The organism is Xanthomonas sp. NCPPB 1132, from assembly GCF_056629235.1.
The window spans coordinates 3974032-3999834 of the sequence record NZ_CM152819.1; the positions used below are offsets into that span (position 1 = coordinate 3974032).

Annotated in this window: 22 protein-coding genes; 9 read left to right on the forward strand and 13 right to left on the reverse strand. The window is 69.7% G+C overall.

From position 1 onward, the window contains the following. Window positions 1-60: 60 nt before the first annotated feature. From AC1G9L_RS17065 to grxC, 3 genes are all read right to left on the reverse strand, one after another. A complete protein-coding gene (locus AC1G9L_RS17065; RefSeq protein WP_019800438.1) occupies window positions 61-1068 on the reverse strand; it encodes an isocitrate dehydrogenase in 1008 nt (335 codons plus the stop codon). Between the two features lie 161 nt (window positions 1069-1229). Next, window positions 1230-1643: a carboxymuconolactone decarboxylase family protein gene (locus AC1G9L_RS17070; RefSeq protein ID WP_019802019.1), complete on the reverse strand. Its 414-nt coding sequence runs from the start codon at window positions 1641-1643 to the stop codon at window positions 1230-1232. Continuing rightward, window positions 1640-1951 (reverse strand): glutaredoxin 3, encoded by a 312-nt coding sequence (grxC, locus tag AC1G9L_RS17075; RefSeq protein WP_019802020.1) that lies wholly within the window; start codon window positions 1949-1951, stop codon window positions 1640-1642. The genes AC1G9L_RS17070 and grxC overlap by 4 nt, the downstream gene beginning before the upstream one ends. Window positions 1952-2100: 149 nt before the next feature. Here grxC and AC1G9L_RS17080 point away from each other — a divergent pair, with 149 nt between their 5' ends. The 8 genes from AC1G9L_RS17080 to lpxH all read left to right on the forward strand — a co-directional run bounded on the left by AC1G9L_RS17080 (window position 2101) and on the right by lpxH (window position 12711). Continuing rightward, window positions 2101-3744, forward strand: a complete 1644-nt coding sequence (locus AC1G9L_RS17080) for a M48 family metalloprotease (RefSeq protein WP_481069568.1) — start codon at window positions 2101-2103, stop codon at window positions 3742-3744. 83 nt (window positions 3745-3827) lie between these two features. Continuing rightward, window positions 3828-4517 (forward strand): phosphate regulon transcriptional regulator PhoB, encoded by a 690-nt coding sequence (gene phoB, locus AC1G9L_RS17085; protein WP_010341114.1) that lies wholly within the window; start codon window positions 3828-3830, stop codon window positions 4515-4517. Window positions 4518-4581: 64 nt separating this feature from the next. Then, complete coding sequence (gene phoR, locus AC1G9L_RS17090) at window positions 4582-5907, forward strand: phosphate regulon sensor histidine kinase PhoR (protein WP_010341113.1); 1326 nt, start codon at window positions 4582-4584, stop codon at window positions 5905-5907. An 11-nt stretch (window positions 5908-5918) separates the two neighbouring features. Continuing rightward, window positions 5919-8015 (forward strand): polyphosphate kinase 1, encoded by a 2097-nt coding sequence (gene ppk1 / locus AC1G9L_RS17095; protein WP_019801328.1) that lies wholly within the window; start codon window positions 5919-5921, stop codon window positions 8013-8015. Window positions 8016-8070: 55 nt separating this feature from the next. After that, a complete protein-coding gene (gene ppx, locus AC1G9L_RS17100) occupies window positions 8071-9597 on the forward strand; it encodes an exopolyphosphatase (protein ID WP_010341110.1) in 1527 nt (508 codons plus the stop codon). A 464-nt stretch (window positions 9598-10061) separates the two neighbouring features. Further along, on the forward strand, window positions 10062-11195 hold the full coding sequence (locus tag AC1G9L_RS17105; protein ID WP_481069569.1) for a glycosyltransferase family 4 protein: 1134 nt from the start codon (window positions 10062-10064) through the stop codon (window positions 11193-11195). Then, on the forward strand, window positions 11179-11703 hold the full coding sequence (locus AC1G9L_RS17110; RefSeq protein ID WP_019801805.1) for a phosphatase PAP2 family protein: 525 nt from the start codon (window positions 11179-11181) through the stop codon (window positions 11701-11703). Before AC1G9L_RS17105 ends, AC1G9L_RS17110 begins: the two co-directional genes overlap by 17 nt. Window positions 11704-11973: 270 nt before the next feature. Next, a complete protein-coding gene (gene lpxH / locus AC1G9L_RS17115; protein ID WP_010341106.1) occupies window positions 11974-12711 on the forward strand; it encodes a UDP-2,3-diacylglucosamine diphosphatase in 738 nt (245 codons plus the stop codon). A gap of 144 nt (window positions 12712-12855) precedes the next feature. On the opposite strand, the gene AC1G9L_RS17120 is transcribed toward lpxH, so the two are convergent. The 10 genes from AC1G9L_RS17120 to AC1G9L_RS17165 form a co-directional block, all read right to left on the reverse strand. Then, window positions 12856-13347: a hypothetical protein gene (locus AC1G9L_RS17120; protein WP_481069570.1), complete on the reverse strand. Its 492-nt coding sequence runs from the start codon at window positions 13345-13347 to the stop codon at window positions 12856-12858. A gap of 141 nt (window positions 13348-13488) precedes the next feature. Continuing rightward, on the reverse strand, window positions 13489-14733 hold the full coding sequence (locus tag AC1G9L_RS17125) for a M12 family metallo-peptidase (protein WP_019801851.1): 1245 nt from the start codon (window positions 14731-14733) through the stop codon (window positions 13489-13491). A gap of 233 nt (window positions 14734-14966) precedes the next feature. Beyond that, on the reverse strand, window positions 14967-15773 hold the full coding sequence (locus AC1G9L_RS17130; protein WP_481069571.1) for a ferritin-like domain-containing protein: 807 nt from the start codon (window positions 15771-15773) through the stop codon (window positions 14967-14969). Continuing rightward, entirely contained in the window at window positions 15770-16360 is a 591-nt protein-coding gene (locus AC1G9L_RS17135) for a hypothetical protein (protein ID WP_481069572.1), read from the reverse strand. The genes AC1G9L_RS17130 and AC1G9L_RS17135 overlap by 4 nt, the downstream gene beginning before the upstream one ends. Next, window positions 16353-17819: an amidophosphoribosyltransferase gene (gene purF, locus AC1G9L_RS17140; RefSeq protein WP_010341100.1), complete on the reverse strand. Its 1467-nt coding sequence runs from the start codon at window positions 17817-17819 to the stop codon at window positions 16353-16355. The genes AC1G9L_RS17135 and purF overlap by 8 nt, the downstream gene beginning before the upstream one ends. Window positions 17820-17847: 28 nt before the next feature. Further along, window positions 17848-18609, reverse strand: a complete 762-nt coding sequence (locus AC1G9L_RS17145; RefSeq protein ID WP_019801304.1) for a CvpA family protein — start codon at window positions 18607-18609, stop codon at window positions 17848-17850. 95 nt (window positions 18610-18704) lie between these two features. Further along, a complete protein-coding gene (locus AC1G9L_RS17150) occupies window positions 18705-19802 on the reverse strand; it encodes an SPOR domain-containing protein (RefSeq protein ID WP_481069573.1) in 1098 nt (365 codons plus the stop codon). Between the two features lie 69 nt (window positions 19803-19871). Continuing rightward, window positions 19872-21131, reverse strand: coding sequence for a bifunctional tetrahydrofolate synthase/dihydrofolate synthase (gene folC, locus AC1G9L_RS17155; RefSeq protein WP_481069574.1), 1260 nt, complete (start codon window positions 21129-21131; stop codon window positions 19872-19874). 453 nt (window positions 21132-21584) lie between these two features. After that, window positions 21585-22229 (reverse strand): histidine phosphatase family protein, encoded by a 645-nt coding sequence (locus AC1G9L_RS17160; protein ID WP_481069575.1) that lies wholly within the window; start codon window positions 22227-22229, stop codon window positions 21585-21587. A 168-nt stretch (window positions 22230-22397) separates the two neighbouring features. Then, the gene (locus tag AC1G9L_RS17165) at window positions 22398-24557 is read right to left on the reverse strand and encodes a S46 family peptidase (RefSeq protein ID WP_481069576.1); all 2160 of its coding nucleotides are present in this window, start codon (window positions 24555-24557) and stop codon (window positions 22398-22400) included. 151 nt (window positions 24558-24708) lie between these two features. Between AC1G9L_RS17165 and tdh the strand changes: the two genes are divergently transcribed. Further along, window positions 24709-25740, forward strand: a complete 1032-nt coding sequence (gene tdh / locus AC1G9L_RS17170) for an L-threonine 3-dehydrogenase (protein ID WP_029561876.1) — start codon at window positions 24709-24711, stop codon at window positions 25738-25740. Window positions 25741-25803: the final 63 nt, after the last annotated feature.

Genomic DNA, 25803 nt, shown 5'->3' on the forward strand with positions numbered 1-25803 from the left:
TGCAAGCAAAAGAAAGGGCGCCCTGGGCGCCCTTTCTTTTTGTGCGATCTTCCGGCGCGCTCAGAGGCGGCGGGCGATGGCCTGGGCGAAGCCCATGGTGTTGCCGCTGCCGCCCAGGTCCGGGGTCAGCCCATCCTTGGCTTCCAGGGTGGCGACGATGGCGTTGCGCAGGCGCTCGGCGTTCTGCGGCTGGCCGATGTGGTCCAGCAGCTGCGCCGCGCCCAGCAGCAGCGCGCACGGGTTGGCCTTGCCCTGCCCGGCGATGTCCGGGGCCGAGCCGTGCACGGCTTCGAAGATCGCCGCGTCCACGCCGATGTTGGCGCCCGGGGCCAGGCCCAGGCCGCCGACCAGGCCGGCGCACAGGTCCGACAGGATGTCGCCGAACAGGTTGGTGGTGACGATGATGTCGAACTGCTCCGGACGCATCACCAACTGCATGCAGGCGTTGTCGACGATCATTTCCTGGAATTCGATCTCCGGGTAGTTCGCCGCCACTTCACGCGCCACCTTCAGGAACAGGCCGGAGGTGGACTTGATGATGTTGGCCTTGTGCACCGCGGTGACCTTCTTGCGGCCGGTCGCGCGGGCCAGGTCGAAGGCATAGCGGACGATGCGCTCGGAGCCCTTGCGGGTCACCTTGGCCATCGACAGCGCGGTCTCGCCGTCGGCGGACACTTCCTGGCCTTCGCTCAGGTAGGCGCCTTCGGTGTTCTCGCGCACGGTGATCAGGTCCACGCCGGCACCGAAACGCGACTTGGTGTTCGGGAACGACTTGGCCGGACGCACGTTGGCGTACAGGTCGAACTGGCGGCGCATGGCCACGTTGATCGAGCTGAAGCCCTCGCCCACCGGCGTGGTCAGCGGGCTCTTCAGCGCCACCTTGTTCTTGCGGATCGACTCCAGCGTGGCGGCCGGCAGCAGATCGCCGTGCTTCTCCAGCGCCACCAGGCCCGCGTCGGCGTATTCGTAGGTGAGGCCGGCGTTCAGCGCGTCGAGCACGAACAGCGTGGCGTCCATGATCTCCGGGCCGATGCCATCGCCACGGATGACCGTGATTGTCTGCGTCATAGGGTTGCGGTTTCCGTACAAGAAGGGGGAGCGCCGCCCGGGAGCCGGGACTGCAGGCGCAAGGAGGTTTCAGCGGTAATTATGCCCGAAGCCGGTGAAGGCGCCCAAAACCGGACGGCCGCCGGCGCGGTGCCGGCGGCCGTCGACAGGCCGCGGCGGGCTCAGTCGTGCGCGTGCTGCGCCGGGGCGGCGGCCTCGCCGGCCTCCAGCGTGTCGAGGAAGTCCACCGCGCGGCGCAGGTGCGGAATCACGATCGATCCGCCGACCACCAGGCCCACCGAGAAGGTCTCGAAGAACTCCTCGCGGCTGACCCCGGCCTCCTTGCACTGGGCCACGTGGTAGCTGATGCAGTCGTCGCAGCGCAGCACCAGCGAGGCGACCAGGCCGAGCAGTTCCTTGGTCTTCACGTCCAGAGCGCCGGCCTGGTAGGTCTGGGTGTCCAGCGCGAAGAAGCGCCGCACCACCTGGTTCGGCTCGGCCAGGATGCGATGGTTCATGCGCTGGCGGAACTCGGTGAACTCGCGGACGCGGTCCTGCCCGGACGCGCCGCCCTCGCCCGTCGCGGCGCCGCTCATGCCTGCGCCTCGGGGGCGTGGCCGTCGAGCAACGGTTCCAGCTTGCCGGCGCGGTGCAGCGCCATCATGTCGTCGTAGCCGCCGACGTGGACGTCGCCGACGAAGATCTGCGGCACGCTGGTGCGCCGCGCCAGGGCGACCATCTTCTCGCGCTCGGCCGGGTCCAGGTCGATCCGCACCTCGTTCCAGGTGCGGCCCTTGCTCTTGAGGAAGTTCTTGGCCGCCACGCAATACGGGCAGATCGCGGTGGAATAGAGGGTGATCGGCGGGCCGTCGGCGTGGCCGGTGTCGGCAGTTGGGTTGTCCACGGGAAACTCCGGGCGGTGTAGAGGGTCCAAGCCACTATGGTAGCGGCCGGGTGGATTTTCGAGGCCGCTGCCGCAACACTGCGAATCATCCCGGATTCACCGCCGTCCCGGCCGCCACCCGGCGTCCGCCTGTCCTCTTGGAGCCCGTCTTGCGCCTGCTGCCGCTCGCCTTCGCGATCACCCTGGCCACCGCCCGCGCCGTGGCGCCGGCCCAGGAGAACAAGCTGCCGGACATCGGCTCCTCCGCCGGCGAGCTGCTGACCCCGGCGCGCCAGGCCGAGTACGGCAAGATGATGCTGGCCGAGTTGCGCAGCTACGGCTACGTGCTCGAGGACCCGCTGATCGACGACTGGCTGCAGACCATGGGCACCCGGCTCGGCGCCAACAGCGACCAGCCGCAGCAGAAGTTCACCTTCTTCATGCTGCGCGACCGCCAGATCAACGCCTTCGCCACCCTCGGCGGCTACGTGGCGGTCAATGCCGGCCTGGTGCTGACCGCCGAGCGCGAGGACGAGGTGGCTGCGGTGCTGTCGCACGAGATCGCCCACGTCACCCAGCAGCACGTGCTGCGCGGGGTGGAGCGGGCGCAGCGCGACCAGATCCCGATCCTGCTCGGCATGCTCGCCGCGGTGGTCGCCGCGCAGCAGGCCGGCGGGCGCTCCAGCGGCGACGCCACTCAGGCGGCGATCGCCAGCGGCCTGGGGCTGATGCAGCAGCGGCAGATCGACTACACCCGCTCCAACGAATCGGAGGCCGACCGCCTGGGTATCCGCACCCTGGCGCGCAGCGGCTATGACGTCGATGCGATGGCCGGCTTCTTCGAGCGCATGTCGCTGGCGATGCGCGGCAACCAGGGCGGCTACAGCACCCCCGACTTCCTGATGACCCACCCGGTCACCACCACCCGCATCAGCGAGGCGCGCGAGCGCGCCGAGCAGATGAAGAAGAACACCCTGACCGTGACCACCAGCGTGCCCGGCGGCACCCTGCAGGAGCGGGTCGACCCGAACGACGTGTCGCTGAGCCAGCCGCTGGGCGCGCCCAGCAATCCGCTGCTGCCGGGCGGCCTGCAGTTGCCGTTCGCCAACTACGCGCGCGGCCCCAGCGGCCAGTTCGAGTGGGCCCGCGAGCGGCTGCGGGTGTTCAGCGCCAACACCCCTGCCGATGCGATCCGCGAGTACGAGGGCCTGCGCCAGGGCAGCAAGCAGGGCCTGAGCGATGCCCAGCGCTACGGCCTGGCGCTGGCCCGGCTGCGCGCCGGCGGCGGCGCACAGGACGTGGCGCAGACGCTGGACGGCCTGCTGCAGGCGCATCCGGACAACTGGTGGCTGACCGTGGCGGTGGCCGAGGCCGAGGCCAAGGCCGGCCGGCCCCAGGCCGCCGACCAGCGCTTCGAGGCGCTGGTCAAGCGGATGCCCAGCAACCGCGCGGTGGCGCTGAGCTATGCCACCGCCCTCAACGAACAGGGCGGCCGCCAGGCCGGCCAGCGCGCGCAGGCGGTGCTGCGGCCGCTCCTGGGGGCGGCCGCGGAGGATCCGGTGTTCCAGCGCACCTTCGCCCGCGCCTGCGAACTGGCCGGCGACGAGACCCGCGCCGGCGAGGCCTATGCCGAGGCCGCCTACCTGAACGGGCACCCGGAGCAGGCGCTGATCCAGCTCAACAACCTGAAGAAGCGCAGCGACCTGGACTATGTGGCGCGCGCGCGCATCGACGCGCGCATCGCCGCGATCACTCCAACGGTGCTGGAACTGCACCGCCAGGGCGTGCAGGACCCGGACATGCAACGGCGCTGAAACGCGCCCATGGCAGACGTCATTTAAACGTAATAAAACCGTAGTCTACTGGCGACCTTCCTCCCCAGTTCCACGGTGCCGTTGTGCAGAAACGCATCCTGATCGTCGACGACGAACCGGCCATCCGCGACATGGTCGCGTTCGCCCTGCGCAAGGGCGACTTCGAGCCGGTGCATGCCGGCGATGCCCGCGAGGCGCAGACCTCGATCGCCGACCGGGTCCCGGACCTGATCCTGCTGGACTGGATGCTGCCCGGCACCAGCGGCCTGGAACTGGCCCGGCGCTGGCGCAAGGATGCGATGACCCGCGAAGTGCCGATCATCATGCTCACCGCCCGCGGCGAGGAGAACGACCGGGTCGGCGGCCTGGAGGCCGGCGTCGACGACTACGTGGTCAAGCCGTTCTCCGCGCGCGAGCTACTGGCGCGGATCCGCGCGGTGATGCGTCGCACCCGCGAGGACGACGAGGACGGCAGCGTCTCGGTCGGCAGCCTGCGCATCGACGGCGCCGCGCACCGGGTGTTCGCCGGGGACGCCCCGGTGCCGATCGGCCCGACCGAGTACCGCCTGCTGCACTTCTTCATGACCCATCCCGAGCGCGTGTACAGCCGCGCGCAGTTGCTCGACCACGTCTGGGGCGGCAGCGTCTACGTGGAAGAGCGCACCATCGACGTGCACATCCGCCGCCTGCGCAAGACGCTGGAGCCGTTCGCGGTGGAAAACATGGTGCAGACCGTCCGCGGTTCCGGCTATCGCTTCTCTGCGTCCATCTGACCGCCAGCTTGGCCTGCTATAACGGCGGACGGATCACGATCCTTTGCGACAGAGTGCGTTCCCGATGCCCCGCCACATCCGCTCCGCCTGGTTGAAGACCCTCGGCACGCTCGCCGGCATGCTGCTGCTGGCGTTGCTGGCCGGCTGGATCGGCGGCCACGTGTGGATGGCGCTGACCCTGATGTCGCTGGGGGTGATGGGCTGGCACTACTGGCGACTGCGGCGGGTGCTGCGGCGGCTGACCGCGCGCCAGCGCTGGGAGCCGCCGGCCGGCACCGGGGTGTGGAACGAACTGGACCGGCTGCTGTACCGCAGCCAGGCGGAAATGCGCGTGCGCAAGCGGCGCCTGCTGGACATGCTGCGCGCCTACCGCGCCGCCGCCGCGGCGCTGCCCGACGCGGTGGTGGTGGTGGACCGCAACAGCCAGCGCATCCAGTGGTTCAACGAGGCGGCCGGCACCCTGCTCGGCCTGCGCCATCCCGGCGACCTCGGCGCGCCGGTGGTGGAGCGGCTGCAGCCGATGCCGCTGGCGCACTGGCTCAGCGCCGGTCGCAACGCCGAGCCGATGCTGGACATGCCCTCGCCGGTCGACGAGCGCCTGCGCCTGAACCTGCGCCTGATTCCCTATTCCGAGGACCACTGGCTGCTGGTCGCCCGCGACGTCAGCAAGCTGCTGCAACTGGAGCAGGTGCGCCGCGATTTCGTCGCCAATGTCTCGCACGAACTGCGCACGCCGCTGACCGTGGTCCATGGCTATCTGGACATGCTCGATCCGGAGGACTTCCCGGATTCGGGGCCGATGATCGCCGAGATGCGCAAGCAGTCGCAGCGCATGACCCAACTGGTCGAGGACCTGCTCACCCTGTCGCGGCTGGAATCGCAGGAGCACGCCAACGAGGAGTCGATCGCGATGGCGCCGATGCTGGCCACGCTGCGCCGCGAGGCCGAGGCGCACAGCCAGGGCCGGCACCGCATCGAGGTCCACGACGAGGCCGATTGCGACCTGGTCGGCTCCAACAAGGAGCTGCACAGCGCCTTCTCCAACCTGGTCACCAACGCGGTGCGCTACACCGCGGCCGGCGGCACCATCCGCATCACCTTCGCCCGCGAGGGCGACGGTGCGGTGCTGTCGGTGCGCGACAGCGGCTACGGCATTCCCGCGCATCACCTGCCGCGGATCACCGAGCGCTTCTACCGGGTCTCCAGCAGCCGTTCGCGCGAGAGCGGCGGCACCGGCCTGGGCCTGTCGATCGTCAAGCACGTGCTCGGCCTGCACCAGGCGCGGCTGGAGATCGAGAGCGAAGTCGGCAAGGGCAGCACCTTCTCCTGTCACTTCGGCGCCGGGCGCGTGCATCCGCGGCACGACCATGCCACCCTGACCTCCGCCTAACGAGTATCGCCATGCCCCGCGCCGCCGCCCTGCCGCCCACGCCGCCACCGGACGTTCCCAGCGATCCGCTGCGCGATCCGGCGCTGTACCTCAACCGCGAACTGTCGCAACTGGATTTCAATTTCCGGGTGCTGGCACAGGCGCAGGACCCGCAGGTGCCGTTGCTGGAGCGGCTGCGCTTCCTGTGCATCTCCTGCACCAACCTGGACGAGTTCTTCGAGATCCGCGCCGCCACCGTGCGCCATGCCCAGGAGTTCGGGCTGCCGCCGGCGCCGGACGGCATGAGCCCCAACGCCATCCTCAACGCGATCCACGACCGCGCCGCGCAACTGGTCGACCAGCAGTACCGCTGCTGGAACGAGGTGCTGCGTCCGGCGCTGAAGGACGCCGGCATCGGCGTTCTCGGCCGGCATTCCTGGAACGCGCGACAGAAGCGCTGGCTGCGCGCCTACTTCCGCAACGAGATCATGCCGGTGCTGTCGCCGCTGGGCCTGGACCCGGCGCATCCGTTCCCGAAGATCCTCAACAAGTCGCTGAACATCGTGGTGGTGCTCAAGGGCACCGACGCGTTCGGCCGTGTCGGCCACTTGGCGATCGTGCGCGCGCCGCGCTCGCTGCCGCGCATCATCCAGTTGCCGGAAAGCCTGGCCGAGGGCGGCCAGAGCTTCGTGTTCCTGTCCTCGGTGTTGTCCACCTTCGTCGACGAGCTGTTCCCGGGCATGGAGGTGATGGGCTCCTACCAGTTCCGCGTCACCCGCAACTCGGAACTGGTGGTGGACGAGGAGGAAGTGGAGAACCTGGCGCTGGCGCTGCGCGACGAACTGGTCAACCGCGGCTACCGGCCGGCGGTGCGGCTGGAGATCGCCGAGGACTGCCCCAAGTCGATCGTGCGCACCCTGCTGCAGAACTTCGAGCTTCCGGAAAACGCGGTCTACCGCATCAATGGCCCGGTCAACCTGAGCCGGGTCAACCAGGTCTACGACCTGGTGCAGCGCCCGGACCTGAAGTATCCGCCGATGAACCCGCGCACGCTGCGCGACAGCGAAGGCATCTTCGAGATCGCCGCCGCCGGCGACGTGCTGCTGCACCACCCGTTCGACGCCTTCACCGCGGTGCTGGACCTGATCAAGCAGGCCGCGGTCGACCCCAACGTGCTGGCGATCAAGCAGACCCTGTACCGCACCGGCAAGGACTCGGCGATCGTCGATGCGCTGGTGCTGGCCGCGCGCAACGGCAAGGACGTCACCGTGGTGGTGGAGCTGCGCGCGCGCTTCGACGAAGAGGCCAACCTGGGCCTGGCCGACCGCCTGCAGGAAGCCGGCGTACAGGTGGTGTACGGCGTGGTCGGCTACAAGACCCACGCCAAGATGCTGCTGATCGTGCGCCGCGAGGGCCGCAAGCTGCGCCGCTACGTGCACCTGGGCACCGGCAACTACCACAGCGGCACCGCGCGCGCCTATACCGACCTGAGCCTGATCACCGCCGACGTGGACATCGGCAACGACGTGCATCTGCTGTTCCAGCAGTTGTCCGGTCTGGCGCCGAAGATCCGCCTCAAGCGCCTGCTGCAATCGCCTTTCACCCTGCACCCGGGCGTGCTGCACCGAATCGAGCGCGAGACCAAACTGGCGCATGCGGGCCGTCCGGGCCGCATCATCGCCAAGATGAACGCGCTCAACGAGCCGCAGGTGATCCGCGCGCTGTATGCGGCCTCGCAGGCGGGCGTGAAGATCGACCTGATCGTACGCGGCGCCTGCACCCTGCGCCCCGGCGTGCCGGGCGTGTCCGACAACATCCGGGTGCGCTCGATCGTGGGTCGTTTCCTCGAGCACAGCCGGGTCTACTGGTTCGGCAACGACGGCGCGCCGGAACTGTTCTGCGCCAGCGCCGACTGGCTGGAACGCAACCTGCTGCGGCGCGTGGAGACCGGCTTCCCGATCCTCGATCCGGACCTGGTCAAGCGCATCCACCGCGAGGTGCTGCAGAACTATCTGGCCGACAATCTCAACGCCTGGGAACTGGACGCGACCGGCAACTACCACAAGCTCGCTCCGGGCCAGGACCAGCCGCCGCATTCGGCGCAACTGGCCCTGCTCGACGGGCTCTGAGCGCAGCGCGGCGCCGTCTCCACGGCGTGCGCCGCGCATCGGCTACCATTCCGCCATGCCTGCCACTTCCCCCACTCATCCGCCGCTGCGCGACGGCGACCTGCTGGCCGCCATCGACCTGGGTTCCAACAGTTTCCACATGGTCATCGCCCGCTATCAGCTCGGGCAGCTGCGGGTGGTGGACCGCCTGCGCGAGACCGTGCGCATGGCCGACGGCCTGGACAACAAGGGCGGGCTGTCCGCCGAGGCGCGACAGCGCGCGCTGGAATGCCTGGCGCGCTTCGGCCAGCGCATCCGCGACCTGCCCTCGCTGCGGGTGCGTGCGTTGGCCACCAACACCGTGCGCCAGTTGCGCTCGCCGCAGACCTTCCTGATTCCCGGCGAAACCGCGCTCGGCCATCCGATCGAAGTGGTCAGCGGCCGCGAGGAAGCGCGCCTGATCTACCTGGGCGTGGCCCATGCGCAGCCGCCCAAGCCGAACGAACGCCGCCTGGTGATCGACATCGGCGGCGGCTCCACCGAGTTCATCATCGGCAGCGGCTTCCAGACCCTGGAACGCGAGAGCCTGCAGGCCGGCTGCATCGCCAGCACGCGGCGCTTCTTCCCGGGCGGCAAGCTGTCCAAGAAGAAGTGGAAGGACGCGCTGACCGAGATCGGCGCCGAGTTCCAGCAGTTCGCCGGGCAGTACCGTGCGCTGGGCTGGCACGAGGCGCTGGGCTCGTCCGGCACGCACAAGGCGATCGGCGAGATCTGCGCGGCGATGAAGCTGACCAAGGGCGCGATCACCGCCGAGGCGCTGCCGCAACTGCGCGACCGCCTGCTGCTGGCCAAGCGCATCGAGGACATCGACCTGCCGGGCCTGTCCGCCGACCGCCGGCCGATCATCGCCGGCGGCGTGCTGGTGCTGGAAGCGGCGTTCCAGGCGCTGGGCCTGCAACGGCTGATGGTGAGCAAGGCGGCCATGCGCGAAGGCATCCTCTACGACATGCTCGGCCGCGGCGGCGAGAACGATCCGCGCGAAACCGCGATCGCCGCGCTCACCCAGCGCTACGGCATCGACGAAGCGCAGGCCGCGCGCGTGGAGCACACCGCGATGGCGCTGTTCGAGCAGGTCGCCGGCGACTGGGCGCTGGATGCCGACGACGCGCGCATGCTCGGCTGGGCCGCGCGCCTGCACGAACTCGGCCAGGCCATCGCGCACAGCCAGTACCACGTGCACGGTGCCTACGTGCTGGAGCACTCGGACATCGCCGGCTTCTCGCGGCAGGAGCAGCAGGTGCTGGCCACGCTGGTGCGCACGCACCGCCGCAACGTCTCCAAGACCGCGTTCGACGCGCTGCCCGACCGCCTGCTGCTCAGCGCCAAGCGCAAGGCCGCGCTGCTGCGCCTGGCGGTGCTGCTGCACCGCGCGCACGAAGCGGACCCGATCCCGGCGCTGGAACTGAAGGCCGACGGCGCCAACCTGCACCTGATCCTGTCGCAGCCGTGGATCGAGTCGCGGCCGCTGCAGCGCGCCGACCTGATCGGCGAGGTCGAGGGCATGGCGGGGCTGGGGATCAATTTCCGGCCGTTTGTGGCTTGAAGGCTGGGATTCGGGATTCGGGATTCGGGATTCGGGATTCGGGATTCGGGATTCGGGATTCGGGATTCGGGATTCGGGATTCGGGATTCGGGATTCGGGATTCGGGATTCGGGATTCGGGATTCGGGATGGCAGCATGCTGTCCGCGGTCAAATCGCGGTCAAGCGATTTGATGAAAAAAGTTCCGGTTTTTGAAAGAAAAGCCGTCCTCCCTGAAGCCGCGACACCGCGGCTTTTTTTGTGGGAGGGGCTTCAGCCCCGACGCGGTATGGGTAAGGCGTCGGGGCTGAAGCCCCTCCCACAGAAAAGCGGCACGGCGACGAACTTGCGAAAATCCCGAATCCCGAATCCCGAATCCCGAATCCCGAATCCCGAATCCCGGCTTTTAGCGTCATCGTTCCTACATGCGCTGGACATGTTCGCTTCACTGCGGTGCGCGAGGCTTAGTCAAACCGGAGCCCCCGCATGCGCTACGCGATCGTCACCGAGACGTATCCCCCTGAGGTCAACGGCGTTGCGCTGACCGTGCAGGGGCTGGAACTGGGGCTGCGCGCACGTGGCCATACCGTCGACGTGGTGCGTCCGCGCCAGGTCGGCGATGCCGACCCGGCGGATCTGCGGCTGGTGCGCGGTGCGGCGCTGCCGCGCTATCCGGGGCTGAAGTTCGGCCTGCCGGCGCCGCGGCGCCTGACCAAGCTGTGGCAGGCGGCGCCGCCGGATGCGGTGTACATCGCCACCGAGGGCCCGCTGGGCTGGTCGGCGCTGCGCAGCGCGCGCCGCCTGGGCATTCCGATCGCCACCGGCTTCCATACCCGCTTCGACGAATACCTGCCGCAGTACGGCGCGGCGTGGCTGCAGTCGACCGCGCTGCGCTGGATGCGGCGCTTCCACAACCAGGCCCAGGCGACGCTGGTGCCGACCCGCGAGTTGCGCGACTTCCTCGCCACCCAGGGTTTCGAGCGCGTACGCCTGCTGGCGCGCGCAGTGGACAGCAAGCAGTTCGAGCCGCAGCGCCGCGATGCGCAGTTGCGCCAGCAGTGGGGCCTGCAGGACGAGGATTGTGCGGTGCTGTACGTGGGCCGCATCGCCTCGGAGAAGAACCTGCCGCTGGCGGTGCGCGCGTTCCGCCAGTTGCAGCAGCTGCGCCCGCGTGCGCGCTTCGTCTGGGTCGGCGACGGCCCGCTGCGCGAGCGTCTGGCGCAGGAGAATCCCGACTTCATCTTCTGCGGCGTGCAGCGCGGCGACGCGCTGGCGCGGCATTTCGCCAGCGGCGACCTGTTCCTGTTCCCCAGCCGCAGCGAGACCTTCGGCAACGTGACCCTGGAGGCGATGGCCAGTGGCGTGGCCACGGTCGCCTTCGACTACGGCGCGGCACGCGAGTACCTGCGCGACGGCCTCAACGGCGCGGCGGTGGCCGACGACGCGGCGTTCATCGCCGCCGCCCTGCGCCTGGGCAGCGACGACGCCTTGCGCCGCCGGCTGGGCGAGGCGGCCTGCGCATCGATGCAGCAACTGCGCCCGGAGCGCGTGGTGGCCGATTTCGACGCACTGCTCACCGAACTGGCGAACACCCGGAGGACGCATGTCGACGCGGCTTGAGATCCTGCGCGGGCACGAGACCCGCTGGTGCCGGCGCGCCAACCACTGGTGCCGGCGGCGTTCGGTGCGGCGTTTCTTCGCGGTGATCAGCCGGCTCGGCGACGGCGTGTTCTGGTACGCGCTGATGACCCTGCTGGTGCTGTGCGACGGCATGGACGGCGTATTCGCCTCCGCGCACATGGCCGCCACCGGCGTGGTCGCGCTGAGCCTGTACAAAGGTCTGAAGCGCTGGACCCGGCGCCCGCGCCCGTACGCCGCCGACCTGCGCATCCGCGCCTGGGTGGCGCCGCTGGACGAGTTCAGCTTCCCCTCCGGCCACACCCTGCACGCGGTGTCCTTCGGCATCGTCGCCCTTGCCTACTACCCCTGGCTGGCACCGCTGCTGGTGCCCTTCATCGTCTGCGTGGCGTTGTCGCGGGTGGTCCTGGGCCTGCACTACCCCAGCGACGTACTCGCCGCCACCGGCATCGGTGCGTTGTTGGCGGGCGTGTCGTTGTGGTTGGTATGAGGCTGGGAATGGGGAACCGGGAATAGGGAATGGAAACAGCCGGCGCCGTCCGGCTCCATGCCCTCTCCTCACTCCTGGCTCCGGACAAGGTCGCGGCTGAAGCCGCTCCTACGAGAGCGCAACAACGCCTGCGTTAGCGCACCCTTCGAATCCCCAATTCCCGTTCCCGAATCCCAATCCCGACCCTTCGAAAGCGTAGCAACGCCTGCGCTCGCGAACACTCACCATTCCTCAATCCCGATTCCCCACTCCCGGCCTTACAATGGCCAAATGACCACGCTGTTCATCTCCGACCTGCATCTGGACCCGGCACGGCCGGCGATCACCGCACTGTTCCTCGACTTCCTGCGCGGGGAGGCGCGCCAGGCCGAGGCGCTGTACATCCTCGGCGATCTGTTCGAGGCCTGGATCGGCGACGACACCCCGTCCGAAGCGGCCGATGCGGTGGCGCTGGAGCTGCACGCGCTGCACCAGGCCGGGGTGCCGGTGTTCTTCATGCACGGCAATCGCGACTTCCTGCTCGGCGCCGACTACGCGCAGCGCGCCGGCCTGCGCCTGCTGCCCGATCCCTGCGTGATCGACCTGTACGGCGAGCCGACCCTGCTGCTGCACGGCGACCTGCTGTGCACCGACGACACCGCCTACCAGGCGTTCCGTGCGCAGACCCGCGATCCGGCCTTCCAGCAGCAGTTCCTGGCGCAGCCGCTGGCCGCGCGCATCGCCTACGCGCAGCAGGCGCGCGCCGCCAGCCAGGCGCGCCAGGCCGAGTTGAAACAGGACGACAGCGCGCAGTTCGAGACCGTCACCGACGTGGCCCCGGCCGAAGTCGCCGCCACCTTCGCCCGCTACGGCGTGGCGAAGATGATCCATGGCCACACCCATCGCCCGGCGGTGCATGCGCTGGACGTGGACGGTCGCGCTTGCACCCGCATCGTGCTCGGCGACTGGTACGAACAGGGTTCGGTGCTGCGCGTCGATGCGCAGGGCTGCAAGCTGCAACAGCTCTAGCGCCAAGGTCCGGCGCGGCCGCGATCGGGCCGGCAGCGCGTGCAGCGTCGACACCAGCCAGCGTCGGGCCAGTACCCGTCCATCCGCACTTCCTCGCCGCGCGCCGGCGCAGCCACGCCTATAGCACGGTGCGAACACCAGCACTCAGGGCAGACCGCCGCCGGCACGCTGCTGCCGCCATTGCGCGTAATCGACGAAGTCGCCGTCGACCACGTCGTACCAGCCGATCGCGCCGGAGCGCTCGACGCGGAAACGGTCGCGGACCGGTTCGGTCTGCGGGTCGCCTGGGCAGCCGTCGCCGTGCTTCTCGCGCACCGCGATCTCGATCGCCGCCGGTGCGACGGCAGCCGCACCCGCAGCGGCCGCCGTGTCGTCCGCGCTCGCGTCGTCCTCGACGGCGTAGCCCAGGCACTGCAGGTCTGGATAGGCGTGATCGGCGGACAGGCGCGCCTGCAACAGGTCGATCGCGCGCTGGTCGTCGAAGGTGTCGGCGGGCGCGGCCGGCGGGGTGGCCCGTGGCGCCTCGGTCTTGGCGGTCGGCGACGGCGTGTCGGTCTGCCGATCGGGGGCGGGGCCGCAGCCCGCGCTCAGCATCGCCAGCAGCAGCGCGGCCGGCAGTCGCATGCGCTTGAACATCGTCGTTCCCAGGAAGTCGGTCGCTACCGGCCGTGCCGGCACCGCTTCCCAGCATAGCCGAAGCGGGCGCCGCCGCGCCCGCTCCGGCCGTCTTCGCCGCGCGTGGCGCAGGCAGGCGGCCTGCGCCACGCGCGCGCCGGCTCAGCGGAACCCGGCCACCGTCGCCTTGGTGTTGACCAGCACGCGCTGGTTGTCGGCGGTGCTGGCGTTACCCATCGGCACGCCGTTGTAGGACACGTTCGGGTTGGACCAGTAGTTCAGCCGCGGGCAGCTGCTGGTGCAGTCGTAGGCCATGATCGTGCGCCAGCTGTTGCCGTAGCGATAGCCGTGGCCGTAGGCGTACGGCGAAGTGCTGGAGTCGGTGGCCACGTCGTGGCGCGCGCTCTGCAGGTGCCCGATCTCGTGGGCGAAGCTGTAGTAGCCGGTGGCGCAATCCCAGTACACGGCGGCGAACGCGGTGGCGGCGGTGGAGCCGATGCCCGAGGCCAGGCCGCAATAGGCGGAGTTGTCGATGATCAGCACGCCGACGTCGGCCGCGGTGTTGTTGCGCGAGGTATGGATGCTGTCCATGTAGCCGTCGCTGGTGCCGCGGAAACGGGTCAGGTCGGTGTTGAAGTCGCCGGACTCGGTGTAGTTGGTGGTCTCGTAGCCGGCCAGTTGCATGGTGATGCCGACGTTGCTGTTGGTATAGCCCTGATTGGACTCGGCCACTGCCAGCTGCACCAGCGACTGCATGTTGCCGCCATAGCTGGTCACCGCCTTGTTGGTCGCCACCACCAGCACGCGGATGGTCGCGGGCGAGCCGGACGAGGCGCCGGCGGCGGTCACGCGTTCGTCGATCACCGACTGCGGCATCTGCACGGTCGGCAGCAGCGCGTAATCGGCCGGATGCTCGGCCGGCATGCGCCGTTCGTCGACTTCCACCAGCACATGGCCGCCGCCGGCGACCGGACGCAGGTGGAACAGCGTGCCGTTGCTGCGGATGCTGCCGGTGATGGTGTCGCCGCTGCGTACCAGGATCGCCGAGTTCAGCGGATCCAGGCCGGACAGCGCACGGGTGCGGGCCACCGCGGCATTGCCGAGATTGCCGTACCAGATGCTGTTTCCGCCTTCCAGTTGCTCGGTCTTCAGTTGCGTGGCGGTGATGCGCTGGCCCAGCAGGTCCAGCTCGAGTTGCTTCTGCCCGGCGGTGACCGCGGCGGCATTCACGCCGACCCGTTGCACCGCACCGGTAGCGGGATTGGCCAGCAGGCGGTTCAGCGCCGGCTCGCCGGCGATGGACTTGGAGACGTACTGGCTGCTCTGGAACAGGGGCGTTCCGGCTGCGGAGGCGGAACCGGCGACACACAGGGCAAGCATCGCGGTCAGGCTGCACATCGACTTCATGTCGGACTCCTGGGTGGTGAGTAGGGACGAACGTCGCCCCGCGCACGGCCAGATCGGGGGAGGCCGCACGGGGGAGTTCGATTAGCCGCTCAGCCACCGTTCAGCGCAAGCAACAAATGCAGCCGGGTCGCAACTCGGAGATGGAGATCACAAAAAGCGCCGCCCGGCGCTCACGCCGTGCGTGCGCGTGCCTTCTCGCAGCGCACGCACCGTCCCGAAAAAATCCCGCCGCCTTAACCGGCCTGCTGCTGCAGGGCCAGCAATTCGTCCTCGTCGAACCCGGCCAGCAGGCGCGCCTGCAGGTTGAACGGACCATGCAGGTAGCCGCCGGCGTATTCGCGCAGCAGGGCGGCGAAGCGGACGCGCGGCTCGATCCCGGCCTGGGCGCAGTACCAGCGGTACCACCGCGAACCGGCGGCCACGTGCGCCACTTCCTCGCGCAGGATGATCTCCAGGATGTCGGCGGTGGCGTCGTCGCCGAGCGCGCGCAGCTTGGCGATCATGCCCGGGGTCACATCCAGGCCGCGCGCCTCCAGCACGCGCGGCACCAATGCCATACGCGCCAAGCCATCGTGCGCGGTCTTCTCGCACATCTCCCACAGGCCGTTGTGCGCGGCGAAGTCGCCATAGGCGTGGCCCAGCGCGCGCAGGCGGTCGCGCAGCAGCACGAAATGGCGCGACTCGTCGTCCGCCACCGCCACCCAGTCGGCGTAGAACGCCGGCGGCAGGCCGCGGAAGCGGTAGACCGCGTCCCAGGCCAGGTCGATGGCGTTGAGTTCGATATGGGCGATGGCGTGGATGAAGGCGGCGCGGCCCTCGGCACTGCCGAGACCGCGCCGCGGCAGTTCGCGCGGATGCACCAGCAGCGGCCGCGGCGGCCGCCCCGGCATGCGGATCGGCTCGGGTGCCGGCGCCACGGCCGGCATCGCCACATCGCCATTACGCCAAGCCGCGGCATGGCGCTGGGTCAGCGCGACCTTGTCGTCGGGGTCGGCCGCGTCCAGGCAGGCGCGCGCCGCCTGGTACAGGTCGCCACTCACGGCGCCGCCGCCGGCGGATGCGCGGCCGCCTCGCGCCGTTCCAGCCAGGTACGCTGGGCCTGCTCGCAACGGTTGCCGGCCACCTTGAACACGCAGTCCACGCGGTGCGCGCAGGCCAGGGCGAAGGCGCTGCGGCGGTCGGCCGCCGCCGGTTCCGGAATCTGCGCCAGCGGTGCGCCCGACGGCCAGCCGGCATCGACGCCGATGCCGGCGGCGAGCAGGCGCGAAGTGCCGTCGCGGCAGTCGACCGCATATCCCCACTGCGGCGCATCGGCGCGCACATCGTCGGAGGAGCGCTGCGCGCGCAGGCGCAGCAGCAGCAGGTCGTCACCGATGCGCTGCGCGCCGACGATCGCCAGCGGCGCGCGGTAGTCCGGCTGCAGCAGCGCCAGCTGGTCCGGGGTCATGTACAGCTGCAGCGCGGTCAGTTGCGCGCTCGGCACGCTGCCGTCGCGCAGGCGCGGATCATCCAGCGTGCGCACCGGCCGCGTGGCGTCGTCGCCGGCGCAGCCGCCGCACAGCGCGGCCAGGCCCGCCAGCGCGAACAGGGGCCACGTGCGGGCGCGGGCGCCGCGGGACTCAGGCACGGCGCTTGCGCTTGGCCTCGTCCGAACGCAGCTGCATGATCCGCTCGAAATAGCCGGATTCGATGCCGGTGGTGTACTGGCCGTTGAAGCACGAGGAATCGAACGTCTTCAGCTCCGGATTGCCCTCGCGCACCGCGGTTTCCAGGTCTTCCAGGTCCTGGTAGATCAGCCAGTCGCAGCCGAGGAACTCCTGGATCTCCTGCTCGCTGCGGCCATGCGCCACCAGTTCGTCGGCGGCGGGCATGTCGATGCCGTAGATGTTGGGGTAGCGCACCGGCGGCGCGGCGCTGGCCAGGTACACCTTGCGCGCGCCGGCGTCGCGCGCCATCTGCACGATCTGCCGGCTGGTGGTGCCGCGCACGATCGAGTCGTCGACCAGCAGCACCACGCGGTTGCGGAATTCCAGGTGGATCGGGTTGAGCTTGCGGCGCACCGACTTCACCCGCTCGCCCTGCCCCGGCATGATGAAGGTGCGGCCGATGTAGCGGTTCTTGACGAAGCCCTCGCGGTACTTCACCCCGAGCACGTTGGAGATCTCCAGCGCGGCGTCGCGCGAGGTGTCCGGGATCGGGATGATGGTGTCGATGTCGTGGTCCGGGCGCAGGCGCAGGATCTTCTCGCCCAACTTCATGCCCATGCGCATGCGCGCCTTGTGCACCGAGACGTTGTCGATCATCGAGTCCGGGCGCGCGAAGTACACGTACTCGAAGATGCACGGGGTGTGGTCGGTCGGCGAGGCGCACACTTCCGAGAACAGCTCGCCGCGGCCGGTGATGACCAGCGCCTCGCCGGGGCGCACGTCGCGCACGCGGGTGAAGCCGAGGATGTCCAGCGCCGACGATTCGGAGGCGACGATGTATTCGTCGCCCTCCACGCCCTCGCGCTTGCCCAGCACCAGCGGGCGGATGCCGTGCGGATCGCGGAACGCGACCAGGCCCAGCCCCAGCACCACGCTGACCACGGCGTAGCCGCCCTTGCAGCGGCGGTGCACGCCGGCCACCGCACGGATCGCCGCTTCCGGGGTCAGCATGCGCTGCGCGTCCAGTTCGTAGGCGAACACGTTCAGCAGCACTTCGCTGTCCGAGTCGGTGTTGATGTTGCGGCGATCGGCTTCGAACACCTGCTGGCGCAGGGCCTCGGTATTGACCAGGTTGCCGTTGTGGGCCAGCGCGATGCCGTACGGCGAGTTCACGTAGAACGGCTGCGCCTCGTCCATGCCCTCCGAGCCGGCGGTCGGATAGCGGCAATGGGCGATGCCGACACGGCCTTCCAGCACCGCCATGCGCTTCTCGTCGAAGACGTCGCGGACCAGGCCGTTGGCCTTCTGCACGCGCAGGCGGGTGCCGTCGGCGGTGGCGATGCCCGCCGCGTCCTGGCCGCGGTGCTGCAGCACGGCCAGGCCGTCATAGAGTTGCCCGGCCACGTTCTGGTTGCCGACGATTCCGACGATGCCACACATGTCAACGCTCTCCGCGGCGGGGACGCCGCTATTGGGAAGGTGGCCGTGCCTGGCCGTTGGATTCGACCCGTGCCGGGTCGGATTGCGCCGGACGCGCCTGCGCCGGATCGATGTTCGCGGGCATCAGTTGCGACGGATCGCCCCCGGGCTGCGCGGACCGCACCCCGGGACGCCCCAGGGCCTTGGACATCATCTCCTGCAGCCCACTGGCCTGCAGGGCGTTGCCCAACGCGGCATTATCGCCTGCCGCGGGCATGTTGCCCAAATTCATCTGCGACACGTTCAGTTGCGGCATCTGCGACAGGTTCAGCTGCGGCATCTGCGGCATGCGCCAGTCCGGCAGCTGCGCCCGCATCCAGCCCACGCCCGGGCTGAGCACCGGCAGCACCATCGAGCGCTGCCAGTCCGGCTCGCGGGTCAGCGGTGTGAAGCTCATCAGGAACGCCAGCACCGCGGCGAAGAAGCCGCCGCGCGCCGCGCCCAGGCCGAAGCCGAGCGCGCGGTCGGTGCCCGACAGCGCGGTCGAGCGCACCGCCGTGCGGATCACCATGCCGACGATGGCGACCACCGCCATCACTGTCACGAAGGTCAGCGCGTAGCCGCCCAGGTAGTAGCTCATGCTCGGCCGGGACCCGTTGGCCAGCCACTGCCCGGCAGTGCCGCCGAACTGGAACGTGGCCCAGCCGGCCAGGAACCAGGACAGCGTGCCGACCACGATGCCGACGAACCCGCGCAGGGCGCCGAGCAGCGCCGAGACCAGGATCACCGTCAACAGCACCATGTCGATCATGCGCGCCTCCCGCGGCCGAGCCGCTGCATCGCGCCGATCGCGCGTCGCGCCTGCCTTCCCTGGACCATCGTGCTACTCCATGGGCCGAAGCCCGATCAAGGATGTGGACGTACCATACCGCTGATGCCGACCTTGGCCGCGACCTGGGCGCGCAACTGCTCGGCGTCGGCGCGATTGGCGACCGGGCCGACCCGCACCCGGTTCAGCGCGCCCTTGTCGGTGCGCACCTGTTCGACGAAGGCGCTGAAGCCGGCCGCGCGCACCTTGTCGCGCAGGGCATTGGCGTCCTCGGCCTTGCCGAAGGCGCCCAACTGCACGGCGAAGCCGGTGCCGGAGGCCGCCGGCGCGGCCGGCACGCTCGGCGCCGGCTTGGCCGCCGCCGCGGTGGCCGGGGTCGCCGCCGGCTTGGTGGGTTCGGGCTTGGTCACGGCCGGCTTGGCCGGCTCCGGCTTGGGCGCCGGCGGCGTCGCCGGCTTGGTGGCGGCGACAGGCTTGGCCGGCTCCGGCGGCAGCGCCTCGGTCCTGGCCGGGGCGGCGGGCGCGGCGGCGGCGACGTTGCTGGCGGCGGCCGGCGCGGCGCTGGCCGGGGTGGCGTTGCTCGGCGCCGCATCCAGGGTCACCACCTGGGCATTGACGTCGTTGCGGACCTTGACCGCCTGCAGGCGCACCGATTCGGCCTGGGCGCGATCGGCATACGGCCCGATCCGCACCCGCCAGGCCTGGCGCCCGCCGATCGTGGCCTGCTCGCGGAAGCCCGGCAGTTGCGCCTGCTTGAGCCGTGCGATCACCGCATCGGCATCGGCGGCGGTGGCGTAGGCACCGAAGTTCACCGCGTAGTTGCCGGCGGCCGTGCTCGGCGGCAACGGCTGCGCGGCGCTGCCGGCGGCCGGATCCGCCAGGTCGGCGGCATCGGGATTGTTCTGGACCGGCGCCGGCGCGGCGGCTGGCGCCGTGGCGGCGCCGGGCGCCTTGGCCATGCCCACCGCCCCGCCGCTGGGCGCGTCGCCCGGGGTCACCAGCGGCAGCTCGCGGGTCTCGAACTGGCCGTCGGCCGGCGCCTCGGGCGCCTTCAGCGGAACGTTGGCCACGCCGCTGTCGGGCGCAGGCCCCTTCACCAGCATCGGCAGGAAGATCACGGCGAGCGCTACCAGGACAAGGGCGCCAATCAATCGCTGTTTCAGGACGGTATCCACGGAAAGGCTGAGGGGGCGGCGTGGCGGAGTGCCGTGCCGATTATAAGGTCGGCCCGCGCGGAGGCGGGATCAGGCGGCTGAATGCAGCCAGTGCAGCGCCTCGGCGGCGGTATGGAACGAGCCGAACACCAGCACTCGGTCGCCCGGCTGCGCCTGCGCCAGCGCCGATTGCAGCGCCTGCGCCACGCTCTCGGCGGTGCCGGCCTCGGCGGCGGCCGTGCCCGCCAGCCGCGTGCGCAACTGCGCAGCGCTCTGGCCGCGGCTGCCGCCCAGGCCGGCCAGGTGCCAGGCGTCGACCTGCGCGGCCAGCGCCTCCACCACCCCGGCGGCGTCCTTGTCGGCCAGCGCCGCGAACACCGCGCAGGTGCGGCCGGCGACCGGCTGCGCCTGCAGCGCGGCGGCCAGTTCGCGCGCGGCCTGCGGGTTGTGGCCGACATCGACCAGCACCTCCACCCCGTCGCGCACGCAGGGCTGCAGGCGCCCGCGCAGGCGCGCGGCGGCGATGCCCTCGGCGTAGGCGTTGCGCGGCAGCGACCGGCGCAGCGCGCGCAGGGCGGCGATGGCGGTGGCGGCGTTGGCGCGCTGCACCGGCGCGCGCAACTGCGGCAGCGGCAACTGCAGTTCGGTGCCGACATCGCGCCAGCGCCAGCGTTCGGCATCGATCGGCTCGTGGAAGAAGTCGCTGCCGGCGCGCAGCGCATTGGCGCCGATCGCATAAGCGCGGCGCAGCACGCTGGAGGGCGGATCGATCTCGCCGAGCACCAGCGGTTTCCACGGCCGCGCGATGCCGGCCTTTTCCGCACCGATCGCCTCGCGGTCGTTGCCGAGCCAGTCGGTGTGGTCGATGTCCACGGTGGTGATGACCGCGACGTCGGCATCGACAAGGTTCACCGCATCCAGCCGGCCGCCGAGGCCGACTTCCAGCACGGCCAGGTCCAACCTGGCCTGCTGGAACAGCCACAGCGCCGCCAGCGTGCCGTACTCGAAGTAGGTCAGCGCAGTATCGCCGCGAGCGGCCTCCACTGCCTCAAAGGCCGTCACCAGGTCGGCATCGCCGGCCTCTTCGCCGTCGATGCGCACGCGCTCGTTGTAGCGCAGCAGGTGCGGCGAGGTGTAGCTGCCCACCCGCCAACCGGCGGCACGCGCGATGGCCTCGACGAAGGCGACGGTCGAGCCCTTGCCGTTGGTCCCGCCGACGGTGATGACGTGCTTGGCCGGCTTGGTCAGGCGGATGCGCGCTGCCACGGCGCGCACCCGCTCCAGGCCCATGGCGATGTCCTGGGGGTGCTGGCGCTCGATGTAGGCGAGCCATTCGGGGAGGGTGTTCATTTGTGTATTTCTAGCCTTTCAGGCAAGCGCGTTCGCTCGCCTTCGTCAGAAGCAACAGCTTTGGAAGCGACAGCTTTCGCGCTGACGCGCGAGTCACTTTTCTTTGCTTGTGCAAAGAAAAGTAACCAAAAGAAAGCACACCCGGGCGCCGCGCCCTCCGCGCTGCGCGCTCCGGGTCCGCACTTGGCCTGGGCATTTTTCGACGGCACATCCATGTGCCGGCGAAAAACGGCGCGCTTCCTGCGCGCCGCCCCTTCGGGGTTTTCGCCCAGGCCAAGTGCCGCGGCTCACGGGATCCCGAAAAGCAAAGCAAAAACGACAGCAAAAGCCCAGCAACGGCAACGGCAACGGCAACGGCAACGGCAACGGCAACGGCCAAGCGAACCGCATCGGAAGCGGGACGGATCAACTCGTCGACGAGACGACGCACGCTATACGCGCATCATGTCGGTCCTACAGCGCCCGATGCTTCGCCTCGCCGAAGAACGGCGTGTGGTGCGCGCAATCGTTCAAGCGCACCACTTCCAGATGCTCCACGTCCGGCCCTTCCAGCAGGTTCAGCGTGGTCGGCGCCTGGCGGAAACTCCACAGCCGTGCGATCGGCAGGCCCAGCACCCGGCACAGGATCACCCGGTTGACCGCATCGTGCGCCACCACCAGCAGCGTGTCGTGCTCGCCCAGGCCCTCGGCGGCGCGGGTCAGGCCGCGCCAGGAACGCTCCAGCACCTGCCGCAGCGACTCGCCACCCGGCATCAGCACCGTGTCCGGCTCCTCGCGCCAGGCGCGCAGACGCGCCGGATCCTTGTCGTGAATCTCGCTGGCCAGCAGGCCTTCCCACTCGCCATGGGCGATCTCCTGCAGGTCCGGATCGGTCTGCAGCAGCGCCTCGCGCTCAGGGCCCAGCGCGAAGCGCGCGGTGCGCTGCGCCCGGGACAGCGGCGAGGCCACGGCGCGGGTCAGCGGCACCTCGCGCAGGCGTGCGCCCAACGCCTGCGCCTGCGCGTCGCCGACCGGCGACAGCGGGATGTCGATCTGGCCCTGGTAGCGGCCTTCGGCGTTCCACGGGGTTTCGCCATGGCGGGCGAGCAGAATGCGCATGCGCTGGAATCCTTGGGGGGAGGAAGGGCCCGTCTCGCAAACGAAAACGGAGCGGCATGATACCCGCTCCGTCGCCGGAAACCCTGCGCTGCATCCCCGTGCCTCGCCCCGGCCTGGCGGGGCGGACACACGGACGGCGGCCGTGGCCGCCGCCCGCCGGGACCTGGCTCACTTGGCCAGGTTCAACTCCTTCAACAGCCGCGGTGCCGGCATGACTTCCTGCATGATCCAGTGCAGGTAGCGCGCATCGACCGCGATCATCCGGGTCATCGCCGGGTCGAACACCCAGTTGGAACTCACCGACTCCCAGTTGCCGTCGAAGGCCAGGCCGACCAGCTTGCCGTGCGCGTCCATCACCGGCGAGCCGGAGTTGCCACCGGTGATGTCCAGGTCGGACAGGAAGTTCACCGGCACCGTGCCCAGCCGCTTATCTTCCAGGCCGCCGTAGCGCTTGGCCTTGGCCGCGTCCAGCAACGCCTTGGGCGAATCGAACGGCTCCGTGCCGGTGTCCTTGGCGACCACACCCTCCAGCGTGGTGAACGGGGTGTATTCCACGCCATCCTTGGGCGCATAGCCCTTGACGTTGCCGAAGGTGATGCGCAGCGAGGAGTTGGCGTCCGGATACACGAACTCGCCCTGGCTCTTCTTGTAGTCGGCCACGGCCTGCAGGTAGCGCGGCCGCGCCAGCAACTCCTCGCCATCGCGGCGCTTCTGGTCCTGCTCGAGTTGCAGCAGGGTCGGCATCAGCGCCACCGCGTAGCGCAGCGCCTGGTCGTCGCTGGCCTCGAACGCGGCGCGATCGGCATGCAGCCACTTCAGGCGCGCATCGGTGCTGCCCAACTGGGTACCGGCCAGGCGCGTGGCGGCGGCCTGCGCATCGGCACCGGCAAGCCACTGGTCCAGCGCCGGCAGGCGTTGCGCCTTCGGCAGCTTCAGGTACTGCTCGAACCAGTAGCGCTGCAGCTGGCTGTCCATGGCGGCGACATAGCGGCGCTCCATCTGCTTCATCGCGCCCTCGAGCTCGGGCAGGTCGCGCTCTTGGTAGCCCGGCTCGCGCTCGGCATCCGGCTTGGCGCGTTCGATCGACAGGCGGTACAGCATGATCGCGCTGCCGAGCGTTCCGGTCCGCTGCATCTGCCGCAGCACCAGGTCGCGGTCGCGGGTGGCCTTGGCCTGCTCGCCCAGCGCCAGCAGCTGCGCGTGGGCCTGCAGCGCGGCCTTGCCCTCGCCGCCCTGGCGCTTGAGCCAGGCCAGCACCGCGTCTTCCTCGGCGTGCTTCTTGGCCGCCGCGTCGATGCGCTTGAAACCTTCCAACTGGCCTTCGTAGTTCTTGGCCACGTTGTTCCAGCTGGCCATGGTCGCGGCGTACTTCACCTGGATGTCCGGGTTCTGCTTGCCGGCCTGCTCCACCAGCGCGATCAGGTCGCGGTACTGGCGCGCGGCGGTGGGATAGCCCCAGCTCGCAGTGGCATCGAACTCGGAGGCCAGCGCATAGCGGTTGGTACGGCCCGGATAGCCAGCGACCATGACGAAATCGCCGGCGCCCAGCGGCTGGTCGGCGAACTTCAGGAAGTGCTTGGGCTGGTACGGCACGTTGTCCTTGGCGTAGGCGGCCGGCTTGCCGTCCTTGCCGACATAGGCGCGGTAGAACGAGAAATCGCCGGTGTGGCGCGGCCACATCCAGTTGTCGACGTCGCCGCCGAACTTGCCGATGCCCGACGGCGGCGCGTAGGCCAGGCGTACGTCGCGGATTTCCAGGGTGCGGACCAGGCGGTAGGTGTTGCCGCCGGAGAAGCTGTACAGCTCGCAGCGGTAGCCGGCGTCGGCCTCGCAGGCGGCGACCTGGGCCTTGTCGAACTCCTCAAGCGCCTGCGTGCGCTTGAGCGCATCGTTGCCGGCGGCGGCCATCGCCGCCTTGGCCTGCGCGGTGACGTCGGTGATGCGGTCCAGCACATAGATGCGCGCGTTGGGACCGGCGCTCAGCTCCGCACCCTGGCTGGCGGCGCTGAAGCCGTCGCGGATCAGGTTCTTCTGCGGGGTCGAGTTGAGCTGGATCGCGCCGTAGGCGCAGTGGTGGTTGGTCACCACCAGGCCCTGCGGCGAGACAAAGCTGGCGGTGCAGCCGCCGAGCGAGACCACCGCGCCCATCGGGTCGCCGGTGAGGTCGGACAGTTGCTGCGGCGACAGCTTCAGGCCGGCCTGCTGCAGCGGCCCGGCGATGTCCGGCAACTGCTGCGGGACCCACATGCCCTCGCCGGCATGGGCGGCGGGAGCGCCGGACAGGGCGGCCACGGCGGCGATGGCGACAGCCAACGAATTCGAACGCATCGAGCGGTTTCCTTGATGACAGACGTTAGAGTGTAACGGCTGCAACCAATAGCCCGGACCGTGACCAATGGCACCCTGACCGCGCCGCAACATGGGCGCATCGGCCGGGCGCTTATACTGCGCGCCCTCTTCCCATCGAATCTGCACCGACATGGCGCAAACAATGAAGGCGCTGGTCAAGCGCGACGCCGCCAAGGGCATCTGGCTGGAACAGGTGCCGGTGCCGGTCCCCGGCCCCAACGAAGTGCTGATCAAGCTGGAAAAGACCGCGATCTGCGGCACCGACCTGCACATCTATCTGTGGGACGAGTGGAGCCAGCGCACCATCAAGCCCGGCCTGACCATCGGCCACGAATTCGTCGGCCGCATCGCCCAGCTCGGCTCGGCGGTCACCGGCTACGAGGTCGGCCAGCGCGTCTCGGCCGAAGGCCACATCGTCTGCGGCCACTGCCGCAACTGCCGCGGCGGGCGTCCGCACCTGTGCCCGAACACAGTCGGCATCGGCGTCAACGTCAACGGCGCCTTCGCCGAGTACATGGTGATGCCGGCCTCCAACCTGTGGCCGATCCCCGACCAGATCCCGTCCGAGCTGGCCGCGTTCTTCGACCCCTACGGCAACGCCGCGCACTGCGCGCTGGAGTTCGACGTGATCGGCGAGGACGTGCTGATCACCGGCGCCGGCCCGATCGGCATCATCGCCGCAGGCATCTGCAAGCACATCGGCGCGCGCAACGTGGTGGTCACCGACGTCAACGACTTCCGCCTGAAGCTGGCCGCGGACATGGGCGCGACCCGCGTGGTCAACGTCGCCAACACCTCGCTCAAGGACGTGATGGCCGACCTGCACATGGAAGGCTTCGACGTGGGCCTGGAGATGAGCGGCAATCCGCGCGCGTTCAACGACATGCTCGACTGCATGTACCACGGCGGCAAGATCGCCATGCTCGGCATCATGCCGCGCGGCGCCGGCTGCGACTGGGACAAGATCATCTTCAAGGGCCTGACCGTGCAGGGCATCTACGGCCGCAAGATGTACGAGACCTGGTACAAGATGACCCAACTGGTGCTGTCCGGCTTCCCGCTGGGCAAGGTGCTGACCCACCAGCTGACCATCGACGAATTCCAGAAGGGCTTCGACCTGATGGAAGAAGGCAAGGCCGGCAAGGTCGTGCTGAGCTGGTAATGCGCGCACCGCGGCAACGCGGCGGCGCTGGAAATGACAAAGGGCGCCTTGCGGCGCCCTTCG